This is a genomic window from Desertihabitans brevis (assembly GCF_003327535.1).
GTDB lineage: Bacteria > Actinomycetota > Actinomycetes > Propionibacteriales > Propionibacteriaceae > Desertihabitans > Desertihabitans brevis.
Genome location: NZ_QOUI01000005.1, coordinates 81509 through 106567, shown reverse-complemented (window position 1 = coordinate 106567; position 25059 = coordinate 81509). Strand labels below are relative to the sequence as shown.

Here is a 25059-nt window from a genome sequence, read left to right as displayed (position 1 = left end):
TCCGGTGTCGAGCACCAGCCTGGTGCGCCGGACGGGCCCGATCGGGCGCTCTCCAGGCCCTCCGCGGCCTGGGTCGGGGCTGACTAGGACGCGGAGGACCAGGCTGCGCCGCGCCGGGGCTGGCACGATCGGAGACGTGTCCACGCCCAACCGTGAGCTCGCCGACTTCCTGCGCCGCGCCCGCGCCCAGTCCTCCCCGACCAGGGCCGGGCTGCCCGCCGACGGACGCGTCCGCCGCGTCCCGGGGCTGCGCCGGGAGGAGGTCGCCCTGCTGGCCGGGGTGTCCACCGACTACTACACCCGCCTCGAGCAGGGACGCCGGATCGTCCCCTCCCCCGCGGTGGTGGAGGCCATCGGCCGCGCCCTCGACCTCGACGCCGCCGGCCGCGCCCACCTCGCCGACCTGATCGGGCCGACGTCCGGCCCGGCCCGCGCCCGCACCGGTGGCGTGCAGCGGCTGCGTCCGGGGCTGCACCAGCTGGTCGCCGCCCTCGAGCAGCCGGCGCTCGTGCTCGGCCGCCGCGGCGTGGTGCTCGCGCAGAACCGGCTGGCCGCCGCCCTGTTCACCGACTTCGAGCAGCTGCCGGCGACCGAGCGCAACTACAACCGGTGGATGTTCCTCGACCCGCACCCGCGCGAGCTGTTCGTCGACTGGGAGGTGCAGGCGCGGGCCGCGGTGGAGAGCCTGCGGCTGGACGCCGGCACCGACCCGGGGGACCGCGCCACGGCGGCCCTGGTGGCCGAGCTCCGCGAACGCAGCCGCGAGTTCGCCAGCTGGTGGGACGAGCACCGGGTGTACCAGCGCACCCACGGCTCGAAGCGGCTGCGCCATCCCGTCGTCGGCGACCTCACCGTCGACTTCGAGACGCTGACCCCGCCGGGCGACCCGGGCACCGCGCTGTTCGTCTACACCACCGAGCCGAGCTCGCCGTCGTCGCGGGCGATGGACCTGCTCGCCAGCTGGGCGCTCTCCCCGGCCGGCACCGACCCGGTCCCCGGCTGATCCGACGCACCAGGCTGTCCGGAGACGACGGACGGCCCCGGCCGGAGCCGGGGCCGTCCATCTCAGAACGCGTCAGGAGCGCGCGGGCTGCTCCGGGCTGGGCTCGCCCGGCACCACGGTGGCCGAACCGCGGCCGCCGTCCTCGCTGTAGCGGTCGACCAGCTTGCTCAGATCGACGCCGGTGCTGTTCTTGATCAGCTCCATCGCCTGGACGATGTTGCTGGTCACCTGCTTGGGCATCTCGCCGGCACCGTCGGTGGAGATCACGGTGAGCTTGTCGATCGCCGACATCGGGGTGGCGACCTCGCGGGCCACCTGCGGCAGCACCTCGACCAGCATCTGCAGCACGGCGGCGTCGTTGTACCGGGCGAACGCGTCGGCGCGCTTGTTCATCGCCTCGGCCTCGGCCTGACCGCGGGCCAGGATCGCGGCGGCCTCGGCCTCACCCTCGGCCCGCAGCGCCTCGGCCTCGGCGATACGACGGGCCTTCTCGGCCTCACCGCGCTTGGCACCCTCGATCGCCTCGGCCTCGGCCAGCGCGGCACGGCGGGACTTGTCACCCTCACCGGTGAGCCGGGCCTTCTCGGCCTCGGCCTGAGCGGCGGCGATGGAGGCCTGGCGGCGGGCGTCGGCCTCGAGGATCTCGGACTGGCGGCGACCCTCGGCCTCGGTCTCGACCCGGTAGCGTTCGGCGTCGGCGGGCTTGCGGACCTCGGTGTCGAGCTGGCGGTCCTTCAGCGCGGCCTGGCGGACGGCCACCTTCTCCTGCTCGGCGAGGATGGCCTGGTCGCGGTCGGCCTGGGCCAGCGGGCCGGCGGCGGCGGCCTGCGCGGCGGCGGCGTCGGTCTCGGCCCTGATCTCGGCCTGCTTGAGGTTCAGCGAGCGCTCCGAGATCGCGATCTCCTGCTCGGCGGCCAGCCGGGCCTGCTGGGCGGCCTGGGTGGCGTTGGCCTCGGCGATGGCCGCGACCTGGCCCACCCGGGCGGCCTCGGGACGTCCCAGGTCGGAGAGGTAGGTGCCGTCGTCGGTGATGTCCTGGATCTGGAAGGTGTCGAGCACCAGACCCTGACCGGTCAGCGAGGACTCCGACTCGTCGGCCACCCGCTGGGCGAAGGCGGCGCGGTCGCGGATGATCTGCTCGACCGACAGCGAGCCGACGATGGAGCGCAGCGAACCGGCCAGCGTCTCCTGGGTGAAGGTCTCGATCTCCTCCTGCTGGGTGAGGAAGCGCTGCGCGGCGGCGCGGATCGAGTCCTCGTTGCCGCCGACCTTGACGATCGCGACGCCGTCGAGGTTGAGCTTGACGCCCTGGCCGGAGACCGCGCCCCGGATCTGCACCATGATGCGACGGCTGGAGAGGTCGAGGATGTGCAGGCGCTGCACGAACGGCACCACGAACACGCCGCCACCCATGACGACCTTCTGGCCGGACAGGTCGGTGGAGATCTCACCGGTCTCGGGGTTCTTCACCTCCTTGCCCTTGCGTCCGGTGACGATGAACGCCTCGTTCGGGCCGGCCACCTTGTAGCGGCTGGTGATGAGGAGGGCGACCAGCACGACCAGGACGACGAGCGCCAGGATCGCGATGATCGGACTGCCGAGCAGATCCATGTGGAGGTCCTTCGTTCTCACCCGTCGGCGGGAGCGGGTCCCGCGGGCGGGCTCGGTGGGCGACGACGGGCGCAGTCTGTCACCACCGGGGGTCGCCCGCACCCTGAGCCGGAGGCTCACAGGCGGCCCGGGCGGACCTCCCGGCCGGCGGTAGCGGGCGGACGCCCCGGCGCCACGCGGCGCGTGCGCGTTCCCGGCCGCCGGACGTCCGGTCCGGGGGCGGGAGAAGTCTCAGCGGACTCTCAGCGCTGGGTGTCGTCGCGGGCCCACGGCGACCAGTTCTGCTCGGGCGGGGTGAACCCGGGGCCGCGCTGCTCGGACTCGGGTGCGGCGCGGCGCGCGGGCGGCTCGGCACCGGCCGGTGGCGTGACGTCGACGTCGGGTTCGGCGCTGGGCGGTGGCGGGGTCGGGGGCAGGTGGTCCAGGGCGACGTCCTGGCCGATCCGCGGGGCGGCGGTGGTGACCGGCTCGACCACCACCGCGGTGGCGGAGAGGACCGCGGTGATGGTGACGTTGGTGCCCACCGGGACCGGGGCGGCGGCGCGGGCGTTGAGCCGGGTGATGTGGCCGGCCGCGACCAGGGTGACCTCGCCGTAGCCGTCGGCCGGGATGGGGGTGCTGACCGAGCAGGCGCGTCCGACCAGCGAGGCGGTGCGGACGGTGGAGTCGCTCTCGCCCTTGCGGAGGAACCGGGTGCCGACCGCCACCAGGGCACCCATCGCGGCGCCGGCGAGCAGGCCGACGACGATGCCGACCCCGACACTGCCGCCGCTGAGGTCGTAGGCCAGCGCGCCGGCGAAGCCGAACGCGCCGATGAACCCGGCCAGGCCGGCTCCGGAGAGCCACTCCCCGCCGATACCGTCGAAGATGCCCTCGACGACCTCGCCGGCGATCAGCGTGACCACCAGCAGCACCAGGCCGACGGCGCCCACCACGAAGAACACGGTCATGGTCTCTCCCTCCCGCAGGTGCCGGAGTCTAGTGGTCGTGCCGTCCCTTGGGCCGGGCTGCTTGACTGGCGCCATGGCTCCGTGCCCCCGGCCGACCCAGCTGATCACGTGAACCGACTACCTCCCCTGCTCGGCTGCCTGCTGGCGTCGCTGCTGCTCGTCCCGCTCGTCCCGCTCGTCCCGCTCGCCCCGGCCTCGGCCCGCACGGCCTCCTGGGACGGGCTGGACGACGCCCCCCACCCCTCCAGCGCTCCGGCCGGTGAGTGCGCGGACCTGCTGTTCGTGGGCGCCCGCGGGTCGGGTGAGGTGACGCCGTGGGGCGACACCGTGGAGCAGGCCCGGACGGCCCTGGACGACGCGGTGCGACGCTCCCCCACCAGCCGGCCGCTGACCGCCCGCACCGTCTGGCTGGACTTCCCGGCGTCCGACCCCCACACCCTGGCCGAGGTCGGGCTGGAGGAGCTGGCGCTGGCCGAGGAGCCGCCGACGACGACCTACTTCGACAGCGTGACGGTCGGTGAGCAGCGGCTGCAGCAGCTGCTGGACGACTCGGCCGCGCGCTGCCCGCGGGAGCGCTGGATCCTCGTCGGCTTCTCCCAGGGCGCCGAGGTCGTCACCGCCACGCTCAGCCGGCGTACCGACGGATGGCGGGTGGCCGGGGCGGTGCTGGCCGGCAGCCCCGCCACCTACCCCGGGCAGGCGGTGCGCCGCCACGGGACCGCGCCAGAGAGCGCGACCGGGCTGGTGGCGACGCTGGGCTACGTCCGCGCCCAGGTGCAGGAGGCCCGCCGCAGCGGCGCCGACGGCGAGGGGGTGTCGACGATGGTGCGCTCGCTGATCCAGGTGGCGGTGGACCAGACCGATCCGACGGCGATGGCGTCGGCGGCCGCCGGGGACGACCTCGACCTGCCCGCCGACGTCCCGGTGTTCTCCGTCTGCGACAGCGGCGACCTGGTGTGCGACGCCGGGCCGGCGCTGCTGCGGGTGAGCAGCGGGTCGACCGACTTCGCCGAGGAGTTCGAGCGGACCCGGCCCGTCCACGGCGGTTACGGCGCCGAGCACTTCGCGCCGGTCTTCGACGCGGTGCTCGCCGAGCTGCCGCCGCGGCTCCCGCCGCCCGAGCCGGTGCCGACGGTGCCCCCGGTGGAGCGCCCGGACGCCGTCGCCGTGGTGGTCGCGACCGGGGCGCTGCTGCTGGTGCTCGGCGCGGTGGGGCTGACCTGGTGGCGCCGGCGTCGACGTCCTGCGCCGGCGGACGACGCCGCTGGTCGCCGGGGTGGCGCTCAGTAGCCCCAGCGCACGCCCAGGGTGCCGGGGCCGAAGTTGCGCTGCCGGTGGTGCACGACGGTGAAGCCGTCGACCTGGGCCGGGTAGAGCTCGCTGCCGCCCTCGGAGTCGGTGTAGCGCTCGACCCAGGCGGGCAGCCGGTCGGGGTGGAACCGGACCGAGGCGAGGATCTCCTGGTTGCGCTGCTCGGTGTAGCACTCGAACCGCTGCGCGGGCACCGCGTGCTGCGGCCGCATGGTCCACTCCAGCATGACCTCCTCGCCGAGGTGCAGCGGGCGCGGCAGCAGCAGCTCGGCCACCGACACCTTGGCCTCGGGCCGTCGGATGACGCGACCCAGGCTGCAGCCGATGGTCTCGATGGTGGCGAACGGGTCAGAGTCCTGGCTGAGCGCGACGTACATCTCGGCCAGCCGCTCGATCCCCGGCCGCCCGGCGCGGTAGAGGCCGCGGTTGCCGAAGGCGGTCGGGGCGCCGTCGGGGCCGATGTCGACCCAGCGGTGCAGCCACTCGACGTAGAGCCCGTTCATCAGGTCGTCCAGGCCGAGCTCGGCGAAGATCTCCGGGACGCCGTCTCGGGCCAGCAGCCGGTCCGCCCGGGCCGGGCCGCGGGGCCCCAGCCGGCGCGACGGCGGGACCGAGCGCTGCAGCTCGTCCGGCTCCAGGCCCAGGATCTCCTCGATGTCGCGCACCACCAGCCGCGAGTCCGCGCCCTCGGGCACCCGCTGGCCCGAGCGCCAGTAGCTGAGCGTCGACAGGCTCACCGGGTTGCCGCGCTCGACCAGCTGGCGCCGCAGCGCGGTCAGCGTCCAGCCCCTGGCGCGCAGTGCGCCGGCGAAGGTGTCGCTGAACCAGGGCGTGCCGCTGTCCGGCCCGGCGCCGTCCGGCGCGGGGTCCCCCTCCGAGCGTGGCTTCACAGTGCGCTCGACGATGCGTGAAAGCGCGCTTCACTAGGCTGCCCCGAGCGGGGCGCGGCACTCAGCTCTGCGGTTCGGGGGAACGTCGAGAGGGTGCCGCGTCCGCCTCCCCGGTGGGCGGAAGCGCTCCCTCCCTCGGCCGTCACGAAACCTGGTCCGAGAGGCTCCACACCTGCGGCATCGGCGCGGGTGAGCCGTCCGGGCCCGCGGGGTCGAAGTGGTCCACGATCTGACCGATGTGCTGCTGCCAGCGCGCGTCCGCCGGGCTCTCGGCCAGCGCCGCCAGAGCGGTCTCCCAGTCGTCGCACTCGACCCGGTGGAACAGGTGCCGGCCCGCCCGCCAGATCGTCCAGTCGTGGATGCCGATGCGCGCGAACTCCGCGGCCAGGTCGTCCGGGATGACCCGGTGCTCCCGGTCGTAGTCCGGCTCACGGCCCTCGCGGATGAGCGAGTGCAGGGTGATGATCACAAGCGACCTCCTCGTACGCACGCAGATGCGTTCCCGACCGTATAGAGCGGGGGGTTCGATCCGAGCCGGTTGCCGCAGGCGTCTTCACCGCCGTCCCCCGCGCGACTCCTCCGTCGCGGCCGGACGGTGCGGTACCGTCGAGATCGCCGCAGCCGGCCCCGGCGTCGGAGGCGGCGCAGGGGCGTCCGCGCGTGCTCCTGTGGGGCCTCTAGCTCAACTGGCAGAGCAGCGGACTTTTAATCCGCGGGTTGTGGGTTCGATCCCCACGGGGCCCACCGGATCCCGGCCCCCTGCCCACACCGAGCACCGCGGCGTCCGCCGTGTGCTCAACCTGGGCGACGTGGCGGGCGAGGTACGCGCGGTGCCGCTGCGTCGAGCTCACCCCGCGAGCGCTGCGAGACGCCCGTGCGCGGCAACTGGGACACCCTCCTCATCACCCCGGCCGAGGCGCTGTGGCCGTCGGCGCGGTGGTGGCGCGACGGGCTGGGCGCTGAGCAGCTGGCCTGGCTGGCCGCGTTGCCCGGCGGCACCGACCTGCTCGCCTGCCCCAGCGTCCGCCCGGCTCAGGACGCTCGCTGGGGGCGACGCCGGGTGGTCCTGCGGAGCACCGACCTCCCGGCCAGGGCCAGCGCGGCGCCGCCGAGCCAGGGCGCGGCGACCAGGAAGGGGTCGATCCAGGTGTGGGCGGTGTCGACCCGGCGGGCGTTGCGTCCGGTGCGGGAGCGGATCCCGCCGTACTTCAGCTCGGCACGGATCCCGGTCTCGCTGATCGGGTTGTCCGGGCGTCCCTGCAGCAGGGCGGTGACGCGTGACTCCGCGAACTCGACCCGGTCGGCCGCGATCAGCAGCAGCCAGTGCGCGGCGCGGGCCTCGCTGAAGCGCTCGTAGGAGTAGCGCCGGATGGCCCCCGACACCCCGTGCAGGGGCTGCGCGGTGCCGAAGACGGGCGTCACGCCGGCGTGCTCGATGGAGTGCTCCCGCGGCCGCTCCTCCGGCTGGCGGTCGGGGAGCTCCCAGTGCGCCCCGCTGGCCTCGGGGTCGAAGCGCAGCATCGGGGTGGAGGGCCGGTCGGCCGGGTCGAGGTCGACGCCCCAGCCGGGGATCCGGGCGCGCAGCTCCTCGGCGGGCGGGTTCGGGTGGGGGCGGTGGGCGGTGTAGGCCACGGGATCTCCTCGGTTCTCGCGTCGGGACTCGGGCCGTCAGGCCGCGTCGGGGACGACGACGATCTTCATGCAGTCGTCGAGCTTGGCCGAGAACATGTGGTAGCCCTCGGCGATGTGCTCCAGCGGGATGCGGTGGGTGATCAGCTCGCTGGGCTTGAGGTGGCCGTTGCGGATGTGCTCGAACAGCCGGGGCCACTGCCGCTTCACCGGGGCCTGGTTCATCCGCAGCGTCAGGCCCTTGTTCAGGGCGTCGCCGAACTTCACCGCGCTGAAGATCGGGCCGTAGGCGCCCATCACCGAGACGGTGCCGCCCTTGCGCACCGAGTCGATGGCCCAGTTGAGGGCGGTCGGCGACCCGCCCTGCAGGGTGAACTTGGCGGCGGCGAGGTGCTGGATCAGGTTGCCGTCGGCCTCGGCACCGACGCAGTCGATCGCCACGTCGGCGCCGAGGTGGTCGGTGATCTTCTTCATGTGCACGACGATGTCGTCGTACTCGGCGAAGTTGTAGGTCTCGGCGTGGGCGAAGGTGCGGGCCCGTTCCAGCCGGTAGTCGAGGTGGTCGATGACGATGACCCGCCCGGCCCCCATGAACCAGGCCGACTTGGCCGCGTACAGCCCGACGGGGCCCGCGCCGAGCACCAGCACGATGTCGCCCTCGACGATGTCGCCGAGCTGGGCGCCGAAGTAGCCGGTGGAGCAGGCGTCGGTGAGCATCAGGGCGTCCTCGTCGTCCATCCACTCCGGGATCACCGAGGGACCGACGTCGGCGAACGGCACCCGGACGAGCTCGGCCTGGCCGCCGTCGTAGCCGCCGGTGGTGTGGGAGTAGCCGTAGATGCCGCCCACCGCGGTGGCGTTCGGGTTGACGTTGTGGCAGTTGGAGTAGAGCCCGCGGGCGCAGAACCAGCAGGAGCCGCAGTAGATGTTGAACGGCACCATCACCCGGTCCCCGCGCTGCAGCCGCTGGACCGAGGGGCCCACCTGCTCGACCACGCCGATGAACTCGTGGCCGAAGGTGTGCCCGATCCGGGTGTCCGGCATCATCCCGTGGTACAGGTGCAGGTCCGAGCCGCAGATCGAGGCCTTGGTCATCCGCACGACCGCGTCGTTGGGGTGCTCGATCCTGGGCTCGTCCTTCTCCTGCACCCGCACCCGGTACGGGCCTCGGTACGTCATCGCCTTCATGGGTCCTCCTGACCGGATCAGCACGTGGTCTCTGGTGGGGGAACTACCCGCCTGAGCCGTCCGCACCCCTGACAGCGGAGACCGCACCCGCACCCAGGTCGCACCCACCGCCGGAGAACCACCGTCACCTGTCACTGCGTCCGGCGGGACCTGGTTGCCCCCAGTCACCCGCCTTCTGGGAGCAGCGCCTCCCCGGAGGAGCCGTTGGGACGCTGTTTCCACTGCTCCCAGTGCAGGACGTCGTCGCGCGGTATCCGAGGGGCGGGCCTGAAGTCGGTGCCGATGGTGTACGCCAGCGGGATGAGGGCGGCGAGCATGATCTCGTCGTAGGGCACGTCGAGCACGTCGGCGAGCTCGCGCTCCAGTGGCGCGTGCGCGGTCGTCCAGGTGGTGCCCAGGCCCCTGGCGCGCGCGGCGAGCATGAAGCTCCACACCGCTGGCAGGATCGACCCCCAGGTCCCTGCCTGCACGGGCACGGGCGCGTGATCGGTGCGTCCCTCGACGCCGGGGATGACGAAGACCGGCACGCGGTGGATGTTCGCGGCCAGGTGGCGGAGTCCGTCGAACACCCGCGCGGTGGAGCTCGCGTGGTAATCCATCCGCCAGGCGTCTCGTTCGGTCAGTGGCTGTCCGGAGCCCTGGCTCAGGGCACGGAGGAAGATGTCCGCCACAGCGTGCCGCTGAGCCGGCTCGGTCACGACGACGAAGTGCCATCGCTGTCTGTTGCGTCCGGTCGGTGCCTGCACGGCCAGGTCCACGCACTCTTCGATCAGCGTGCGCGGCACGGGGCGGTCGAAGTCGAGACGCTTGCGGACGGACCGCGTGGTCGACAGGAGCTGGTCGGGGGTCAGATCGAGAGTCATGACTGTCTGCTTCCGGCATCGGTGGTTGAGGTCGCTGCTGCATCGGACGTCCCGTACCGCTCAGGACCTCTGGTCACGCGCAGGGCGGTTGCTGCGACGACGGCGCCGATGAGGGAGAAGGCGGCCGCGGCGAGGAAGGTGGTGTGGTAGGCGCCCACCCCGGTCCCGGCCGCGGTGAGAACCAGCCCCAGGACGGCGACACCGACGCCCGAGCCGATCTGGACGGCCGAGGTGACGAGGCCGGAGGCGAGTCCCTGCTTGTCGTCGGGGAGCGCGCCGACGGCGGCGAGGTTGAGGCTGGAGAAGGACAGGCCGTTGCCGATCCCGTGGATCACGAGGGCAGGCAGGAGCACGGTGGCGTAGTCCGCATCGGCACCGGCGCGCAGGAACAGCACGATCCCCGCGCCCTGGACGAGCAGCCCTGTGGCGGCTGTCCATCCCTCGCCCCACCTCGGGATCAGGCGGCCGGCGACGCGGGCGGCGACGACGATGGCCAAGCCCATCGGGACGATGCCGAGCCCGGTCGTCAGAGGGTCGTAACCCTGCTCCCGCTGGAGGAAGAGGACCGCGACGAACTGCCACCCGATCGTCGCGCACGCCCATGCCAGCGCGGCGGCGTTCGCGCCGACCAGTCGCCGTGATCGCAGCTCCCCCAGGGGGATGAGCGGGTCGCGGTGCCGCCGCTCGATGCAGACGAAGGCACCCAGTAGCGCGGCGGCCAGCACCGCCGCTGGCCAGCTCAGCACCGTGAGCGCGTACACGAGCGCCAGCACGCCCCCGGTGACGGTGGCGGCACCGCCCATGTCGACCCGTGCCGCCCTCTGCCCGTCCCCCTCGCGCGCGGTCAGCACGAAGGGCGCCGCGATCAGCACGAGGACGACGATCGGCACGGGAAGGAGGAACACCAGGCGCCAGTTCACCTGCGTGAGCAGCCCCGAGGCGATCAGGCCGACGCTGTATCCGAGAGCGCCCGCGAGCGCGTAGAAGCCGATCGCGCGATTGCGGGCGGGCCCTTCACGGAACGTGGTCGTGATCAGGGACAGCGCTGCGGGCGCCGTCAGCGCCGCCGCGAGCCCCTTCACCACGCGGGTGAGGATGAGGAGCCACCCTTCCGACGCCAGGCCGCCGGCGAGGCTCGCCGCGGCGAACACCGTGAGGGACAGCAGGAACACGCGGCGACGGCCGAGCAGGTCGGCCAGTCGACCGCCGACGAGGAGGAACCCGCCGTAGGTCACCGCGTACCCCGACACCAGCCACTGCAGCGTCCCGTCCGGCAGACCCAGGTCGTCCCCGATGGCCGGGAGCGCCACCGTCATCAGGGACAGGTCCATCGAGTCCAGGAACACCGCTGCGCACAGCAGCGCCAGTGCGACCTGCTTGCGCGTCTCCGTCGTCGTCATACCGTTTCGTCATCCTGCCGATGATTGGGCGTCAGATCATCTGGGACCATACCGATGCATCAGGTGGGCCGCAACCAATCTGTCCCCAGATGAAGCCCTGCTAGGTTGGGAGGCCAGCGACGAGCACGAGCGGAGGTGCGGTGCATGCCGAAAGTCGCCGATCGCACAGCGAGCTACTTCCCTGTGCTCGCAGCAGAGCGGCTCGACATCGCGTTGTGTCGGGCTTCGACGGCCGTCTCCCGTGCTGCCGAGACCGAGGCGGCCCAGTCCGGGATCGGCGTCGGACAGCACCTCGTGCTCAAGATGCTCGCCGAGGTCGGACCCAGCTCGCAGCGGACGTTGAGTGACGAGCTGCGCATCGACCGCACCGTCATGGTGGGCATCTGCGACGCGTTGGAGAAGGACGGTTACGTCGAGCGCCGTCGCGACCCCGGTGATCGTCGCGCCTATGCCGTGACCATCACCGACTCAGGACGTCTGCTGTTGAGCCGCGCCGAGGCCAAGGTCCCCGAGTTCCTCGATGCCACCTTCGGTGCGCTCAGCAGGGCCGAACGCGCACAGCTCTCGACGCTGCTCGGCAAGCTCCTGCAGACCTGCCCCTGACCCGGGACGGAGGCGGCTCAGAGACCACAACCAGGTTCCGTCGCCCCTCCTCGACGCTCCACGGAGCTGCCTGTGGTGCACGGAACCCGCTGGCGAGGGCCGTCTGAGCGGTAAGACGGCGATGCTTGTCGCCTCCAGCGAGGGTGCACCGGTGGCCGCCACGGGCGTCGAACGCGGCTCCCTCCCACCCTTCTGGGCCTGACAACTGGGTGGGCGAGCGGTGGCCAGGTCACCATGCGTCGCACAGTGCGGCAGACGCGCGGGTCAGGCCTCGCGCGTCTTGGGGGAGCTGTCCAGCGTCTTGGCTGGGTCGCTCACCACAGCGTCTCCGAGGACGTCGTCGATCTTGGCCAGCAGGCCCGGCTCCAGCGTCACCCCGGCAGCAGCCGCGTTGTCGGCGACCTGCTCGGGGCGGGAGGCGCCGATGATGGCCGTCGCCACGTTGTCGTTCTGCAGCACCCAGGCGACGGCCAGCGCCGCCATCGACAGCCCGGCCTCCTCGGCGATCGGCTTCAGCTGCTGGACGCGCTCGAGGACGTCGTCCTTCATCCAGCGGGCGATCATGTTGGCCCCGCCCTTGTCGTCGGTGGCCCGCGAGCCCTCGGGCAGCTCCTGGCCGGGCACGTACTTGCCCGTGAGCACGCCTTGCGCGATCGGGGACCAGACGACCTGGGAGATGCCGAGCTCCTTCGACGCCGGCACGACCTCGCCCTCGATGACCCGCCACAGCATCGAGTACTGCGGCTGGTTGGAGATCAGCTGGAAGCCGAGCTCCTTCGCCAGCGCCGCACCCTCGCGCAGCTGGTCGGCGGTCCACTCCGATACGCCGACGTAGAGCACCTTGCCCTGCCGGACCAGGTCGGCGAAGGCCTGCATCGTCTCCTCGAGCGGGGTCTCGTAGTCGTAGCGGTGCGCCTGGTAGAGGTCGATGTAGTCGGTCTGCAGCCGCTTCAGCGAGCCGTGCGCAGCCTCCATGATGTGCTTGCGGGACAGCCCCAGGTCGTTGTGACCCTTGGGTCCGATCGGCCCGAAGACCTTGGTGAAGATCTCCAGCGACTCGCGCCGCTCGCCCCTGAGCGCCTCGCCGAGCACGGTCTCGGCCTTGGTGTTGGCGTAGACGTCTGCGGTGTCGAAGGTGGTGATGCCCGCGTCCAGGGCGGCCCGGACGCAGGCGTGGGCCTGCTCGTTCTCCACCTGCGACCCGTGGGTCAGCCAGTTGCCGTAGGTGATCTCGGAGATCTTGAAGCCGGAGTTGCCGAGGTAGCGGAAGTCCATGCAGCCAACCTAGACCTGGGGCTTCAGTCGTCCTTCGGGCGGTGGGTCACCGGGAGCCGGGTGCGGGCGGCTCGCCCTTCGACAGGCTCAGGGCGCTGTGGCCACCTCGCTGCCAGACCCGTGCAAGCGGTGGGTCCGCGGCGACGGATCGTGCCGGTGGGTCGGGCCTCCGACTCTTCCGGCTCCTCGCGGTTGTCGGGGTGCAAGAGCGGGCCCGCGGATCGTGCGTTCGCTCCGCCCGTCCGCACGTCTGGACTGCGAGCCGCCGGGCCTTGGCAACCCACTCCCGGCGCTGACAGAGTGTGCACGCCCGCGCCGACCGGCACGGGTGCTGACTGGGCGGGGGCCTGACGCGAAAGTGGCTTGATGCTGCCCGAAAACACCCGTTCCTCCCGTCTCGACGTCGCCCGCCGGGGGGTGGCCGCCACGCTGGCGGTCGTGCTCGCCGGCCTGACCGTCCTGCTGGGTTCCGCCCCCCGGGCGGAGGCCGCGGTGGCCACCGGCGGCGCCGGTCGGTTCCTGCAGGCCATCGACTGGGTGGTCTGGGGCAGCGCGAACCAGAACCTGCCGAACAGCGGCTTCACCGGGACGAGCACCCGCATGGTCGGTGGCCAGCCGTTGGTGGTCACCTGCACCACCTCCGCCATCACCAGCAGCCAGCCGAACCAGGGCACCCCCTTCCTGCACGCCTACCGGCCCGGCAGCTGGGGAGGCGACGCCATGGACGAGATGTACAACGTCGGCGGCGCGGGAGCCAGCAACACCCTGGTCAACGCCCTGTCCAACGTGACCCAGGGCGCCCTGGTCCAGTTCGACTTCCGCTGCTCGGCCACCCTCTCCGGCACGCCGGTACCGCTGGCCGGTCTGGTCGTGGCCGACGCCGAGCAGAGCGGCTCCAACGAGTACGTCACGGCCGACCCGGTCGGCGACGCGACCTGGCGGATCATCGACCGCTACCGCACCCCCGGCTGCACCGCCTCCACGGTCGCGACCCGCAGTGCGACCAACGTCCTGACGCTGGCCGGACCGACCGCGCTCTGCGGCAGCGGCCCGGCGGCGGTCGCGTTCATGGAAGGGTCCACCAGCGCCCGGGTCGGCCTGCGCGGTGGCGGCAAGTCCGCCGTCGCCCTCGGGGTCGTGCTCGCCGCCGACCACGGCGACGCCCCGGCCAGCTACGGGGACGCCGCCCACCTGGCCTCGTTCAGCTTCAACGGCGGCACCCTCGCCGCCGGCGTCCCGACGCAGGTGTCCAACAACAGCTTCACCCTCGGCACCGCCGCTGCCCCGCCCATCCGGCTGGGGGCGAACCTCGACCCGGAGGAGCAGGCCGCCTCCTCCGCCGACGCCACCGGCGACGACGTCAGCGGCAATGGCGTCTTCGGGCCGGCCGACGACGAGGACGGGCTGACCTCCCCCACCTCCGTCACGGGCGCCGTGGGCGAGTCCCACTCCGCCACCGTCGCCTGCGGGCCGGCCGGCGGGTCGGTGGCCGGCTGGATCGACTGGAACGTCGATGGCGACTTCCTGGACGCCGGGGAGCGCTCCGGCACCAGCACCTGCGCCGGCGGGACCGCCACGGTGACCTGGCCGAGCATCCCCGACTCCGTGGTCGGCCAGCCGGTGGGGTCCTCGACCTTCATGCGGCTCCGGCTGGCCCAGGACCCGGCCGACCTGACCGGACCGACGTCCCTGGCCCGCTCCGGCGAGGTCGAGGACTACCGGGTGACCCTCGACCTCGGGCCGACGATCCAGGTGACCAAGGACCTCCGCTCGCGGGCCTACCCCGGCGACCAGTTCGCCGTCAGCATCGCCCTCGGCCCGCTCACCGTCGCCTCGGCGACCACCAGTGGGACCGCCAGCGGGGTCAGCACCCGCCAGGTGATCGCGGCCCCTGGCATCAACTACACGGTCTCGGAGCGGCTGGCGGCCGGACCGGGGACGCTCGCGGACTACCGGACCCCGCAGATCGTCTGCAGCAACACCGTCACCGGGGTGGCCGTGCCGGTGATGGGCACGGCACCCAGCTGGACCCTGCCGACGGCGGGTCTGGGCGACCGGTACGCCTGCACCATCACGAACGAGGCCCTGACCCCCGAGATCGCCCTGACCAAGTCCGCCAGCGAGGTCGTCGACCTCGACGGCAACGGCCCCGACGCCGGCGACCAGGTCAGCTACTCCTTCCAGGTGCGCAACACCGGGGACGCGCCCCTGACCGACGTCGAGGTCGTCGAGGGCCAGTTCTCCGGCACCGGCACCGCACCCGTCGCGTCCTGCCCCAGCACCTCGCTGGCGCCGGGGGCCGAGGTCGTCTGCACCGCCACCTACACCCTCACCCAGGCCGACGTGGACGCCGGTGAGGTGACCAACACCGCCACCGCCACCGGCAACCCGCCGGGCACCCTGGCGACCGTCGAGTCGACCCCCGACGACGCGGTCGTGGTCGTCGAGCGCGAGGCCGACCTGACCGTGGTGAAGTCGGCTGCTCCGTCCGCACCGGCGGACTTCGTGGCCGGCCAGCAGATCGACTACTCCTTCGTGCTGACCAACACCGGCAACGTCACCCTGACCGATGTCTCCCCGGTCGAGGTCGCCTTCTCCGGCACCGGCGCGATGTCGGCGATCAGCTGCCCCGACGCGGCCGACGTCCTGGCCCCGGGCGAGCAGGTGACCTGCACGGCCACCTACAGCCTGACCCAGGCCGACATCGACGCCGGTGAGGTCACCAACACCGTCACCGCGGTCGGCACGCCTCCGACCGGCGTCGAGCTGCCCGACCCGACACCCTCGACCGCCGTCGTGCCCACCCCTCAGGACCCCGAGCTCACGCTCAGCAAGTCCGTCTCACCGGCCCAGGGGGTGGAGGCCGGGGACGAGGTCACCTACGCGTTCCTCATCACCAACACCGGCAACGTCACCCTGACCGGAGCGGCCGTCTCCGAAGGCCCGTTCTCCGGCTCCGGGCAGCTCGGCGACATCAGCTGTCCGACCGCCGCGGACTCCCTGCGACCCGGCGCGCAGGTCACCTGCACCGCCCCCTACACCGTCACCCAGGCCGACGTGGACGCCGGTGAGGTCACCAACGCCGCCATGGCGATCGCCACCCGGCCGGGAGGTGCCGCCGTGGTCTCGGAGGAGGACGACGCGCTGCTGCCGCTGCCGGCCGATCCGCGCATCTCCCTGGTCAAGACGGTGACGCCCACCGAGGGCACCGCCGCCGGGGACCAGGTCACCTACTCCTTCCTCATCACCAACACCGGCAACGTGACCCTGGCCAACGTCACCGCGGTCGAGACCGAGTTCTCCGGCACCGGGACGCTCGAGCCGCTGGACTGCCCGGCCGGGGCCGTCAGCCTGGCCCCCGGGGACGCCGTCACCTGCACCGCCGACTACACCCTGACCCAGGCCGACGTCGACGCCGGCGAGGTCACCAACACCGCCACCGCGACCGGCACCCCGCCCGGGGACATCACGCCTCCGGTGTCGGAGCCCGACGACGCCGTCGTCACCGTCGACCCGGCCCCGGCAGTCTCGCTGACCAAGACCGTCGACCCGACCACGGCAGCGGCCGCCGGGGACGAGGTGACCTACTCCTTCGTCATCACCAACACCGGCAACGTGACGCTGTCGAACGTGACGGCCAACGAGGTCGCCTTCTCCGGAACCGGCACGCTGCCCCTGGTCAGCTGCCCGCCCGCCGCCGGCTCGCTGGCCCCCGACGCCGAGGTGACCTGCACCGCGGTGTACACGCTGACCCAGGCCGACGTGGACGCCGGCGTGGTGACCAACACCGCCACCGCCACCGGAACCCCGCCCGGGGACACCACCCCGCCGGTGTCGGATCCCGACGACGCCGTGGTCACCGTCGAGCGCGACCCCGCGCTGACGCTGGAGAAGACCGCCTCGCCCAGCGCCCCCGACGCGTTCGTCGTCGGGCAGGAGGTGACCTACACCTTCCTGGTCACCAACACCGGCAACGTCACCGTCGACGACGTCGCCGTGGAGGAGCTCGAGTTCACCGGCAGCGGCGACCGTCCCCAGGTGGTCTGCCCCGACGAGCGCACGCTGGCGCCGGGCAACCAGCTGACCTGCACCGCCAGCTACACCGTCACGCAGGCCGACGTGGACGCCGGTGAGGTGTCGAACTCCGCCCGCGCCACCGGCACCCCGCCCGGGGGCCTGCCCCCGGTGGCGTCCGAGCCCGACGACGCGCAGGTGCCGGCCCGGGTGGAGCCGGGGTTGAGCCTGGACAAGACGGTCACGCCCGCCGAGGCGGACGCCGCCGGCGACGTGGTCACCTACTCCTTCCGCATCACCAACACCGGCAACGTGACGCTCACCGACGTCGCGGTGGACGAGACCGCGTTCTCCGGGACCGGACCGGCGCCGGTCGCGGTGTGCCCCGACGAGGCCGCGACGCTGGCCCCCCGCGCCGAGGTCACCTGCACCGCCAGCTACACGCTGACCCAGGCCGACGTGGACGCCGGACAGGTCGACAACACCGCGACCGCCACCGCCTCGGCACCGGCGGGTCTGCCGCCGCAGGTGTCGGCGCCCGACTCCGCCACGGTCGTCATCCCCGCCGACCCGGCCCTCACCCTGGTCAAGACCGTCGACCCCGCCCAGGCCACCGCCGCCGGCGACCAGGTCACCTACACGTTCCTGGTCACCAACACCGGCAACGTGACCCTCACCGACGTCGCCGTCGACGAGACGCGGTTCACCGGGACGGGCACCGCCCCGGTGGTCGTCTGTCCCGACGCCGCGGACGTCCTGGCCCCCGGCGCCGAGGTGACGTGCTCTGCCACCTACACGCTGACCCAGGCCGACGTCGACGCCGGTGAGGTCGAGAACACCGCCACCGCCACGGGGACGCCGCCGAGCGGCCCGGTCGTGGAGTCCGAGCCCGACGACGCGGTGGTCACCGTGCCACCGGCACCGTCGCTCAGCCTGGTCAAGTCGGCCGACCTCGACGCGTCGGACGGTTTCGTGGCCGGTGCGGAGGTCACCTACTCCTTCCTCGTCACCAACACCGGCAACGTCACGGTGGAGGACGTCGTGGTGCTCGAGCGCGAGTTCTCCGGCACCGGTGAGCTGGGCACCGTCGTCTGCCCGGAGGCGGCCGGGTCGATGGCGCCCGGGGACGAGGTCACCTGCACCGCCACCTACACCCTGACCCAGGCCGACGTCGACGCCGGCGTGGTGACCAACACCGCCGTGGCGGAGGGCACCCCACCGGGTGACCTGCCTCCGGTGGCCTCCGACCCCGACGACGCCTCCGTGCCGCTCCCGGCCGGTCCCTCTCTCAGCCTGGTGAAGAGCGCCAGCCCCGAGGTCCTCGGGGCGGCTGGTGACGAGGTGACCTACACCTTCCTGGTCACCAACACCGGCAACGTCACGCTGGACGACGTGACCCCCGTGGAGGGCGACTTCTCCGGGACCGGCGAGCTGTCCGACCTCAGCTGCCCCGACGACCGGTCGCTGGCTCCGGGCGAGCAGCTGACCTGCACCGCCACCTACTCCGCGACCCAGGCCGACGTGGACGCGGGCGAGATCCGCAACACCGCGACAGCCACGGGGACGCCACCCCAGGGGCTGCCGCCGGTGGTGTCCGAGCCCGACGACGCCGTGGTGGGCTTCGCCGCGGAGCCCGGTCTGAGCCTGGACAAGACCGTCGACCCCGACGAGGGGACCGCCGCGGGGGACGTGGTGACGTACTCGTTCCTGGTGACCAACACCGGGAACCTGACCCTCACCGACGTGGCCGTCGACGAGACCGGGTTCACCGGGTCCGGCCCGGCGCCGGTGGCGGTCTGCCCCGCCGAGGCGGCCACCCTCGCACCGGGGGCGCAGGTCACCTGCACCGCGAGCTACACGCTCACCCAGGCCGACGTCGACGCCGGTGAGGTGGTCAACACCGCCGTCGCCACCGCCACTCCCCCGCGTGGTCTGCCGCAGCGGGTGTCGGAGCCCGGCGAGGCCACCGTGGTCGTCGCGGCCGACCCGGCGCTGACCCTGGTCAAGACCGTCGACCCGGGTGAGGTGACCGCGGCCGGTGATCAGGTGACCTACTCGTTCCTGGTGACCAACACCGGCAACGTGACCCTCACCGACGTCGCCGTCGACGAGACGCGGTTCACCGGGACGGGGACCGCTCCGGTGGTCGTCTGCCCGGCGGCCGCACAGATCATGGCCCCCGGTGCCGAGGTGACCTGCACGGCGACGTACACCCTGACCCAGGCCGACGTGGACGCCGGTGAGGTCGAGAACACCGCCACCGCCACCGGCACCCCGCCCGGAGACGGCCCGGCCGTGGCGTCCGAGCCCGACGACGCGGTGGTCACCGTGCCGCCGGCGCCGGGGCTCAGCCTGGTCAAGTCGGTCGAGCCGGCTCCCGAGGGCGGGTTCGAGGTCGGCGAGGAGGTCACCTACTCCTTCGTCGTCACCAACACCGGCAACGTCACGCTGGACGACGTCGCGGTCGAGGAGCAGGAGTTCTCCGGCACCGGGGAGCTGGGCGAGATCGTCTGCGCCGACGGCGCCGGCTCGCTGGCGCCCGGCGCGCAGGTCACCTGCACGGCCACCTACACCCTGACCCAGGCCGACGTCGACGCCGGCGAGGTGACCAACACCGCAGCCGCCGTCGGCACCCCTCCCGGTGACCAGCCGCCGGTGACCTCCGAACCCGACGACGCCGTCCTGCCCACCCCGGCCGAGCCCTCGGTCAGCCTGGTCAAGACCGTCGCCCCGGAGGCCGTCGGCGCGGCCGGTGACCCGGTGACCTACTCCTTCGAGATCACCAACACCGGCAACGTCACGCTGTCCGACGTCACCCCGGTGGAGGGCGAGTTCTCCGGCACCGGCGAGCTCTCGGAGATCGTCTGCCCCGACGGGGCGGCCTCCCTGCTGCCGGGTGAGCGGGTGACCTGCACGGCCCGCTACACCCTCACCCAGGCCGACGTGGACGCCCAGACGGTGACGAACACGGCCACCGCCGAGGGCACCCCGCCGCGCGGGCTGCCGGTCGTGGTCTCCGAGCCCGACGACGCCGTGCTGGACGTCGAGGCGTCCTCGGCGCTGACCGTGGTGAAGTCGGCCAGCCCGTCCTCGCCGGAGAGCTTCGTGGCGGGCCAGCAGATCACCTACACGTTCGTGGTCACCAACACCGGCACCAGCACCCTGCTCGACCCGGCGGTCACCGAGACCGCCTTCGACGGCAGCGGCGAGGTCTCCCCGCTGGAGTGCCCGGCGGTGGACTCCCTCGTCCCTGGCGAGAGCTTCACCTGCACGGCCGGCTACGTGCTGACCCAGGCCGACGTGGACGCCGGCTCGGTGAGCAACACCGCGACGGCCACCGCGACCGGACCGGACGGCCCGGTCACCTCTCCGCCGTCGACGGTGTCGCTGCCGGGTGAGCGCGCCGCGGCCCTCACCCTGCAGAAGTCGGTGGCCCCGACCACGTTCAGCGCCGCCGGGGAGGAGCTCACCTACACCTTCGCCATCACCAACAGCGGGAACGTCACCGTCACCGACCCGCAGGTGGTGGAGCAGGAGTTCAGCGGCACCGGGGAGCTCGGCGTCGTCGAGTGCCCGACGGGCCCGCTCGCCCCGGGTGAGCAGACGAGCTGCACGGCCAGCTACCAGGTGACGCAGGCCGACGTCGACGCCGGGTCGGTCAGCAACGTGGCCGCCGCGACCGCGACCGCACCCGAGGGCGTCGCGGCGCCGGAGTCGGCGTCCGACGACGCCCTCGCCACCACCGACGCCGCCTCCGCGCTCAGCCTGCAGAAGCGGGCCAGCGGGGTGGACACCGACGGCGACGGCCGGCTCAGCGCCGGGGACGAGATCGCGTGGACGATCACCGTCTCCAACCCCGGCGCGACGACGGTGCGGGAGATCGAGGTGCTCGACCCGACGGCCGGCACCGTGACCTGCCCGGCCGGCGAGCTGGGCCCTGGAGAGTCGATGACCTGCACGGTGCCCCGGCACGTGGTCACCGCGACCGACGTCGAGCGCGGCGAGGTGTCCAACACCGCGACCGTGTCCGGCGCCGGCATGGACGGTGAGGTGGCGGGGACGGCCACCGCATCACTCCCGGTCGAGGCGGTGCCGGCACCTCCGGCTCCCGAGGAGCCGCCCGCAGAGGAGCCGCCCGCAGAGGAGCCGCCGGCCGCCGAGCAGCCGCCGGCCGCCGAGGAGCCGCCGGCCGCCGAGGAGCCGCCCGCCGCGGCGCCCCCGGTGGACGACGGTGAGGGCTCCCTGCCCGACACCGGTGGCCCGCTGCCCGCGCTGCTGCTGCTGGGCCTGCTGGGCTCCGCGCTGGGGGCCGCCCTGGTCGGGACGGGGATCCGACGACGGTCCGGGACGGATACGCCGGCTGGTCGCTAGCCAGCCGTGGCCGGCGACCTCCCCGGGTCGCCGGCCGGCGGTCCTGCGCAAGCCCTCGCCGAGGCGTCCCACAGCGCTCGACTCTGCCGTCCTGCCGGGGTCGGTGGGGTCCGACGGGCGTCATCGGGCACGATCTGAGGAGGTGGCCGGTGCGGGACGCGGACCGGCGAGCCACCCCGACCGACACCGACCCACCCGGAGGAGTCACCGATGACCCCACGCCAGCCGTTCCTGCACGACCAGCTCGTGGTGCTCCGCGCCCCGTCCCAGGTGTGGTCGTCGGCCACCGGCGAGGTGGGCCGCGGCGAGCACCCCGTGCAGGGGGTGTGGCTCGGTGACACCCGCTACCTGCGGGCGCTCTGGCTGCGGGTGGACGGGTTCGCGCCCGAGCACGTCGCCACGGTGCCGCTGACGGCGTCCGCGGTGCGGTTCGAGGGGCTGCTGCGCGATCTCGGCGAGCCCGGCGCCGACTCCGACGTGCGGGTGTCGACGCTGCGCGAGACGCACACCTCCGGGCTGACCGAGACGGTGCGGATCACCTCCCGGCTGACGCGGGCGGTCCGGGTGGTGGTCGAGCTGTCGACCGTCCCCGACGGCACCGGCATGGACGCCGCCCGGATCGGTGCGCCGGCCGTGCCCGCCGAGGGTCTGGTCGTCGACGGCGCCGGCGCGCGGTGGACGTCCGGCACGGTCGCGGTGCGGCTGGAGGCTCCCGGCGGCACCATCGAGCAGGAGGCCGACACCGTGACCGCACGCTGGGAGGTCGAGGTACCGGCCCGCGGCAGCGTCGAGGTCGCCCTGCGGCTGGCCGCCGACCACCCCGACCCGGTGGTCCTCGGCGTCGAGCGCCCGGCCGCCTTCGCCACCCCCGCACCGGCCCCGACCGACGACCGGCTGGCCCGCTGGCTGCAGCGGGCGCTGGCCGACCTGGACGCGCTTCGGATGCGGCGACCCGGCAGCGAGGACGTCTTCCTGGCCGCCGGTGCGCCCTGGTTCCTCACGCTGTTCGGCCGGGACGCGCTGTGGGCGGCACGGTTCCTGCTGCCGCTGGACGAGCGGCTGGAGCTGGCCGGCGGCACGCTGCGCGTGCTGGCGGCGCTGCAGGGCACCCGGGTCGACACCGACACGGCGGAGCAGCCGGGCAAGATCATGCACGAGCTGCGCCAGCCGGGGCTCGCGGCGCGGATCGGCGCCTCCTCCCTGCCGCCGCTGTACTACGGCACCATCGACGCCACCGCGCTGTGGGTCTGCCTGCTCCACGACGCCTGGCGCTGGGGCCTGGCCGAGGACCAGGTGCGCGCCCTGCTCCCCTCCCTGGAGGCGGCGCTGGTCTGGCTGCGCGAGCACGGCGACTCCGACGGCGACGGGCTGCTGGAGTACGTCGACGAGTCCGGCCGCGGGCTGGCCAACCAGGGTTGGAAGGACAGCGGCGACAGCATCCAGCTCCGGGACGGGACGCTCGCCGAGGGACCGATCGCGCTGTGCGAGGTGCAGGCCTACGCCTACGAGGCAGCCGTCCACGGAGCCGACCTGCTGGAGGCGTTCGGACGTCCCGGCGCCGAGGAGAGCCGCGCCTGGGCGTCCCGGCTGGCCGAGCGGTTCCGGGAGGCGTTCTGGGTCGCCGACGAGGACGGGCCCTACCCGGCGATCGCGCTGGACGCCGCCAAGCGTCCGGTGGACTCGCTCACCAGCAACCTCGGCCACCTGCTCGGCTCCGGGCTGCTCACCGCCGAGGAGGAGGCACGGGTGGCGCGCCGGCTGGTCGAGCCCGCGCTGGCCGAGGGCTTCGGGCTGCGCACGCTGTCGACCCGGGACGCCGGCTTCTGGCCGCTGTCGTACCACGGCGGCAGCATCTGGACCCACGACACCGCGATCGCCGTGGCCGGCCTCGCCCGCGCCGGGTTCACCGCCGAGGCGGCCGAGCTGGCCGAGGGCCTGCTCGCCGCCGCGCCCGCCTTCGGCTACCGGATGCCCGAGCTGCACGGCGGGGACGCCCGCAGCGTCTCCCCCTCCCCCGTCCCCTACCCCGCCTCCTGCCACCCGCAGGCCTGGTCGGCCGCCGCGGCGGTGGCGGTCTGGGCGTCCCTGACCGGGGTTGAGCCGCCGCGGAGCTGACCCGGCGGGCCGCCCCTAGGATCGGCGCATGAGCCAGGTGACGCACGTGGTCCTCGTCGAGTGGGAGCCCGGTCGGGAGGACGTGGTCGAGGAGTCGGTGCGCCCGGCCATCCGCGGCATGGCCGACACCATCCCCGGCATCGTCGACCTCGTCGAGGGCCACTCCTCCAGCCCCGAGGGACTCGAGGACGGCCTCGGCTACGGCCTCGTCGTCACCTTCGCCGACGCCGCCGCCCGCGACGCGTACCTGGTCGACGAGCGGCACACGGGCGTCGGCGCGCAGATCCAGGCGAACGCGCGCCGCATCGTCGTCGTCGACGTCTGACCCCGGCGTCAGGCGGGCGGCCAGTGGCGCAGCGCGACCTCGACCACGTGCTGCAGGGCCGCCGGTGACGCCCCACCGGTCGCCTGCACCGACACCCCGTCGGCGACAGTGGTCAGGTACCGGGCGATGACCTCGGGGTCGGCGTCGGCGGGGAGGTCGCCCTCGTCGACCGCACGCCGGAACCGGTCCCGCAGGCCGGCCTGGCTCTCGGCACGCCAGGTCGTCATGATCGCCTGGACCGTCTGACCGGTGACGCCGACCGAGAGCGCCGCCCGCACCCCCAGACACCCAGCGGGACGGCCGGGCTGCGTGCCCGCACGCACCGCGCCCTCGAGGTAGGCCCGCGCGACCGCCCGCGCGGTGGGCGCCCGCACCGCCTCGCGCACGTAGGCGCCCGGCCCGGCCTCGTAGCGCTGCAGCACCTTGAGGAACAGCTCCTCCTTGTTGCCGAACGCGGCGTACATGCTCTTACGGCTGATGCCCATCGCCTCGGTGAGCAGGGCGAGGCTGGCGCCCTCGTACCCGTGCTCCCAGAACACGACGAGGGCCTGCTCGAGCGCCTCGTCGGCGTCGAAGGCCCGAGGGCGACCGCGCTTGACCTGCTCCACGACGCCCATCCTAGCGCTTTGTGCACCTATCGTTCTCGATCGTGCTACCGTCGCTTCGTCACCGATTGGTGCAGAATTCGAGGAGGGTGTCATGAAGAGGTTCGAGGGCAAGACCGCGGTCGTCACCGGTGGCGGCACCAAGGGGATCGGGCGCGCCACCGCGGCGCGGCTGGTCGAGGAGGGAGCGCACGTGTTCATCACCGGACGCCGTGAGCACGAGCTGGAGGAGGCGGTGGCGGCGATCGGCCGGGAGGTGACGGCCGTCCCGGGCGACATCACGCAACCGGCCGACCTCGACCGGCTGTACGAGGCGGCCGCCGCGCGTGGCCGGGGCTTGGACGTGCTGTTCGCCAACGCGGGCACGGCCTCCTTCGCCACCCTCGAGGACCTCACGCTGGACGAGCTCGACCGGGTGCTCAGGGTCAACGTCGTCGGCACCGTGCTGACGGTGCAGAAGGCACTCCCGCTGCTCAACCCCGGCGCCTCGGTGGTCGTCAACGTGTCCACCTCCGCCGACCGCGGGCTGGCCGGGATGGGCGCCTACGCGGCCTCGAAGGCGGCGCTGCGCAGCCTCACCCGCACCTGGGCCAGCGAGCTCAAGGACCGGGACATCCGCGTCAACGCGGTCTCCCCCGGCCCCACCGACACCTCGGGCGTCAGCGAGCTCGTCGGCCCGGAGAACCTCGCCGCCTACAACGAGGGGCTGGTGTCGATGATCCCCATCGGACGCACCGCACACCCCGACGAGGTGGCCGCGGTGGTGGCCTTCCTCGCCTCGGCCGACAGCAGCTTCATGCTGGGCGCCAACGTGCTGGTCGACGGCGGGGTCAACCAGCTCTGACGACCCACTCCTGCGACCTGGGCGCCCGATGTGGAAACGGACCAGCCCCGAGGGTCCGCACG

At 73.3% G+C, this 25059-nt stretch carries 17 protein-coding genes and 1 tRNA gene; 8 read left to right on the top strand and 10 right to left on the bottom strand.

What is annotated here, in order from left to right; all coding sequences use genetic code 11:
* The first annotated feature begins 136 nt into the window (after window positions 1-136).
* On the top strand, window positions 137-1003 hold the full coding sequence (locus tag DT076_RS09325; protein ID WP_114126410.1) for a helix-turn-helix transcriptional regulator: 867 nt from the start codon (window positions 137-139) through the stop codon (window positions 1001-1003).
* Window positions 1004-1075: 72 nt separating this feature from the next.
* Here DT076_RS09325 and DT076_RS09320 read toward each other — a convergent pair whose 3' ends face one another.
* Both DT076_RS09320 and DT076_RS19385 read right to left on the bottom strand, forming a co-directional pair.
* Window positions 1076-2614 (bottom strand): flotillin family protein, encoded by a 1539-nt coding sequence (locus tag DT076_RS09320; RefSeq protein WP_199539084.1) that lies wholly within the window; start codon window positions 2612-2614, stop codon window positions 1076-1078.
* A 242-nt stretch (window positions 2615-2856) separates the two neighbouring features.
* Entirely contained in the window at window positions 2857-3564 is a 708-nt protein-coding gene (locus DT076_RS19385) for an NfeD family protein (protein WP_158548098.1), read from the bottom strand.
* Window positions 3565-3672: 108 nt separating this feature from the next.
* Between DT076_RS19385 and DT076_RS19380 the strand changes: the two genes are divergently transcribed.
* Complete coding sequence (locus tag DT076_RS19380; protein ID WP_158548097.1) at window positions 3673-4854, top strand: cutinase family protein; 1182 nt, start codon at window positions 3673-3675, stop codon at window positions 4852-4854.
* On the opposite strand, the gene DT076_RS09310 is transcribed toward DT076_RS19380, so the two are convergent.
* Together DT076_RS09310 and DT076_RS09305 are read right to left on the bottom strand one after the other, a co-directional pair.
* Window positions 4848-5765: a helix-turn-helix domain-containing protein gene (locus DT076_RS09310; protein ID WP_114126408.1), complete on the bottom strand. Its 918-nt coding sequence runs from the start codon at window positions 5763-5765 to the stop codon at window positions 4848-4850. The genes DT076_RS19380 and DT076_RS09310 overlap by 7 nt on opposite strands.
* A gap of 142 nt (window positions 5766-5907) precedes the next feature.
* Window positions 5908-6234 carry an L-rhamnose mutarotase gene (locus tag DT076_RS09305; protein WP_114126407.1) on the bottom strand — a complete coding sequence of 109 codons (327 nt, stop codon included), beginning with the start codon at window positions 6232-6234 and terminating at the stop codon, window positions 5908-5910.
* A gap of 202 nt (window positions 6235-6436) precedes the next feature.
* Here DT076_RS09305 and DT076_RS09300 point away from each other — a divergent pair.
* Window positions 6437-6509, top strand: a tRNA-Lys gene (locus DT076_RS09300).
* A 288-nt stretch (window positions 6510-6797) separates the two neighbouring features.
* Here the strand turns inward: DT076_RS09300 and DT076_RS09295 are convergent.
* The 4 genes from DT076_RS09295 to DT076_RS09280 all read right to left on the bottom strand — a co-directional run bounded on the left by DT076_RS09295 (window position 6798) and on the right by DT076_RS09280 (window position 10845).
* Window positions 6798-7397, bottom strand: coding sequence for a hypothetical protein (locus DT076_RS09295; RefSeq protein ID WP_114126406.1), 600 nt, complete (start codon window positions 7395-7397; stop codon window positions 6798-6800).
* 36 nt (window positions 7398-7433) lie between these two features.
* Window positions 7434-8582 (bottom strand): zinc-dependent alcohol dehydrogenase, encoded by a 1149-nt coding sequence (locus DT076_RS09290; protein WP_114126405.1) that lies wholly within the window; start codon window positions 8580-8582, stop codon window positions 7434-7436.
* Between the two features lie 164 nt (window positions 8583-8746).
* Window positions 8747-9445 carry a nitroreductase family protein gene (locus DT076_RS09285; protein WP_114126404.1) on the bottom strand — a complete coding sequence of 233 codons (699 nt, stop codon included), beginning with the start codon at window positions 9443-9445 and terminating at the stop codon, window positions 8747-8749.
* Window positions 9442-10845 (bottom strand): MFS transporter, encoded by a 1404-nt coding sequence (locus DT076_RS09280; protein WP_114126403.1) that lies wholly within the window; start codon window positions 10843-10845, stop codon window positions 9442-9444. The genes DT076_RS09285 and DT076_RS09280 overlap by 4 nt, the downstream gene beginning before the upstream one ends.
* Before the next feature lie 144 nt (window positions 10846-10989).
* Here DT076_RS09280 and DT076_RS09275 point away from each other — a divergent pair, with 144 nt between their 5' ends.
* Window positions 10990-11448: a MarR family winged helix-turn-helix transcriptional regulator gene (locus DT076_RS09275; RefSeq protein WP_114126402.1), complete on the top strand. Its 459-nt coding sequence runs from the start codon at window positions 10990-10992 to the stop codon at window positions 11446-11448.
* Between the two features lie 264 nt (window positions 11449-11712).
* On the opposite strand, the gene DT076_RS09270 is transcribed toward DT076_RS09275, so the two are convergent.
* A complete protein-coding gene (locus DT076_RS09270) occupies window positions 11713-12723 on the bottom strand; it encodes an aldo/keto reductase family protein (protein WP_114126401.1) in 1011 nt (336 codons plus the stop codon).
* Between the two features lie 366 nt (window positions 12724-13089).
* Here DT076_RS09270 and DT076_RS20255 point away from each other — a divergent pair, with 366 nt between their 5' ends.
* The 3 genes from DT076_RS20255 (at window position 13090) to DT076_RS09255 (ending at window position 23548) form a co-directional block, all read left to right on the top strand.
* The gene (locus tag DT076_RS20255; RefSeq protein ID WP_147264112.1) at window positions 13090-21108 is read left to right on the top strand and encodes a CshA/CshB family fibrillar adhesin-related protein; all 8019 of its coding nucleotides are present in this window, start codon (window positions 13090-13092) and stop codon (window positions 21106-21108) included.
* Window positions 21109-21318: 210 nt separating this feature from the next.
* Window positions 21319-23223, top strand: a complete 1905-nt coding sequence (locus DT076_RS09260) for a glycogen debranching N-terminal domain-containing protein (protein WP_114126399.1) — start codon at window positions 21319-21321, stop codon at window positions 23221-23223.
* A gap of 28 nt (window positions 23224-23251) precedes the next feature.
* On the top strand, window positions 23252-23548 hold the full coding sequence (locus DT076_RS09255; protein ID WP_114126398.1) for a Dabb family protein: 297 nt from the start codon (window positions 23252-23254) through the stop codon (window positions 23546-23548).
* Window positions 23549-23556: 8 nt separating this feature from the next.
* On the opposite strand, the gene DT076_RS09250 is transcribed toward DT076_RS09255, so the two are convergent.
* Complete coding sequence (locus tag DT076_RS09250; RefSeq protein WP_114126397.1) at window positions 23557-24165, bottom strand: TetR/AcrR family transcriptional regulator; 609 nt, start codon at window positions 24163-24165, stop codon at window positions 23557-23559.
* 82 nt (window positions 24166-24247) lie between these two features.
* Between DT076_RS09250 and DT076_RS09245 the strand changes: the two genes are divergently transcribed.
* The gene (locus DT076_RS09245) at window positions 24248-24997 is read left to right on the top strand and encodes an SDR family NAD(P)-dependent oxidoreductase (protein WP_114126396.1); all 750 of its coding nucleotides are present in this window, start codon (window positions 24248-24250) and stop codon (window positions 24995-24997) included.
* Window positions 24998-25059 lie beyond the last annotated feature (62 nt).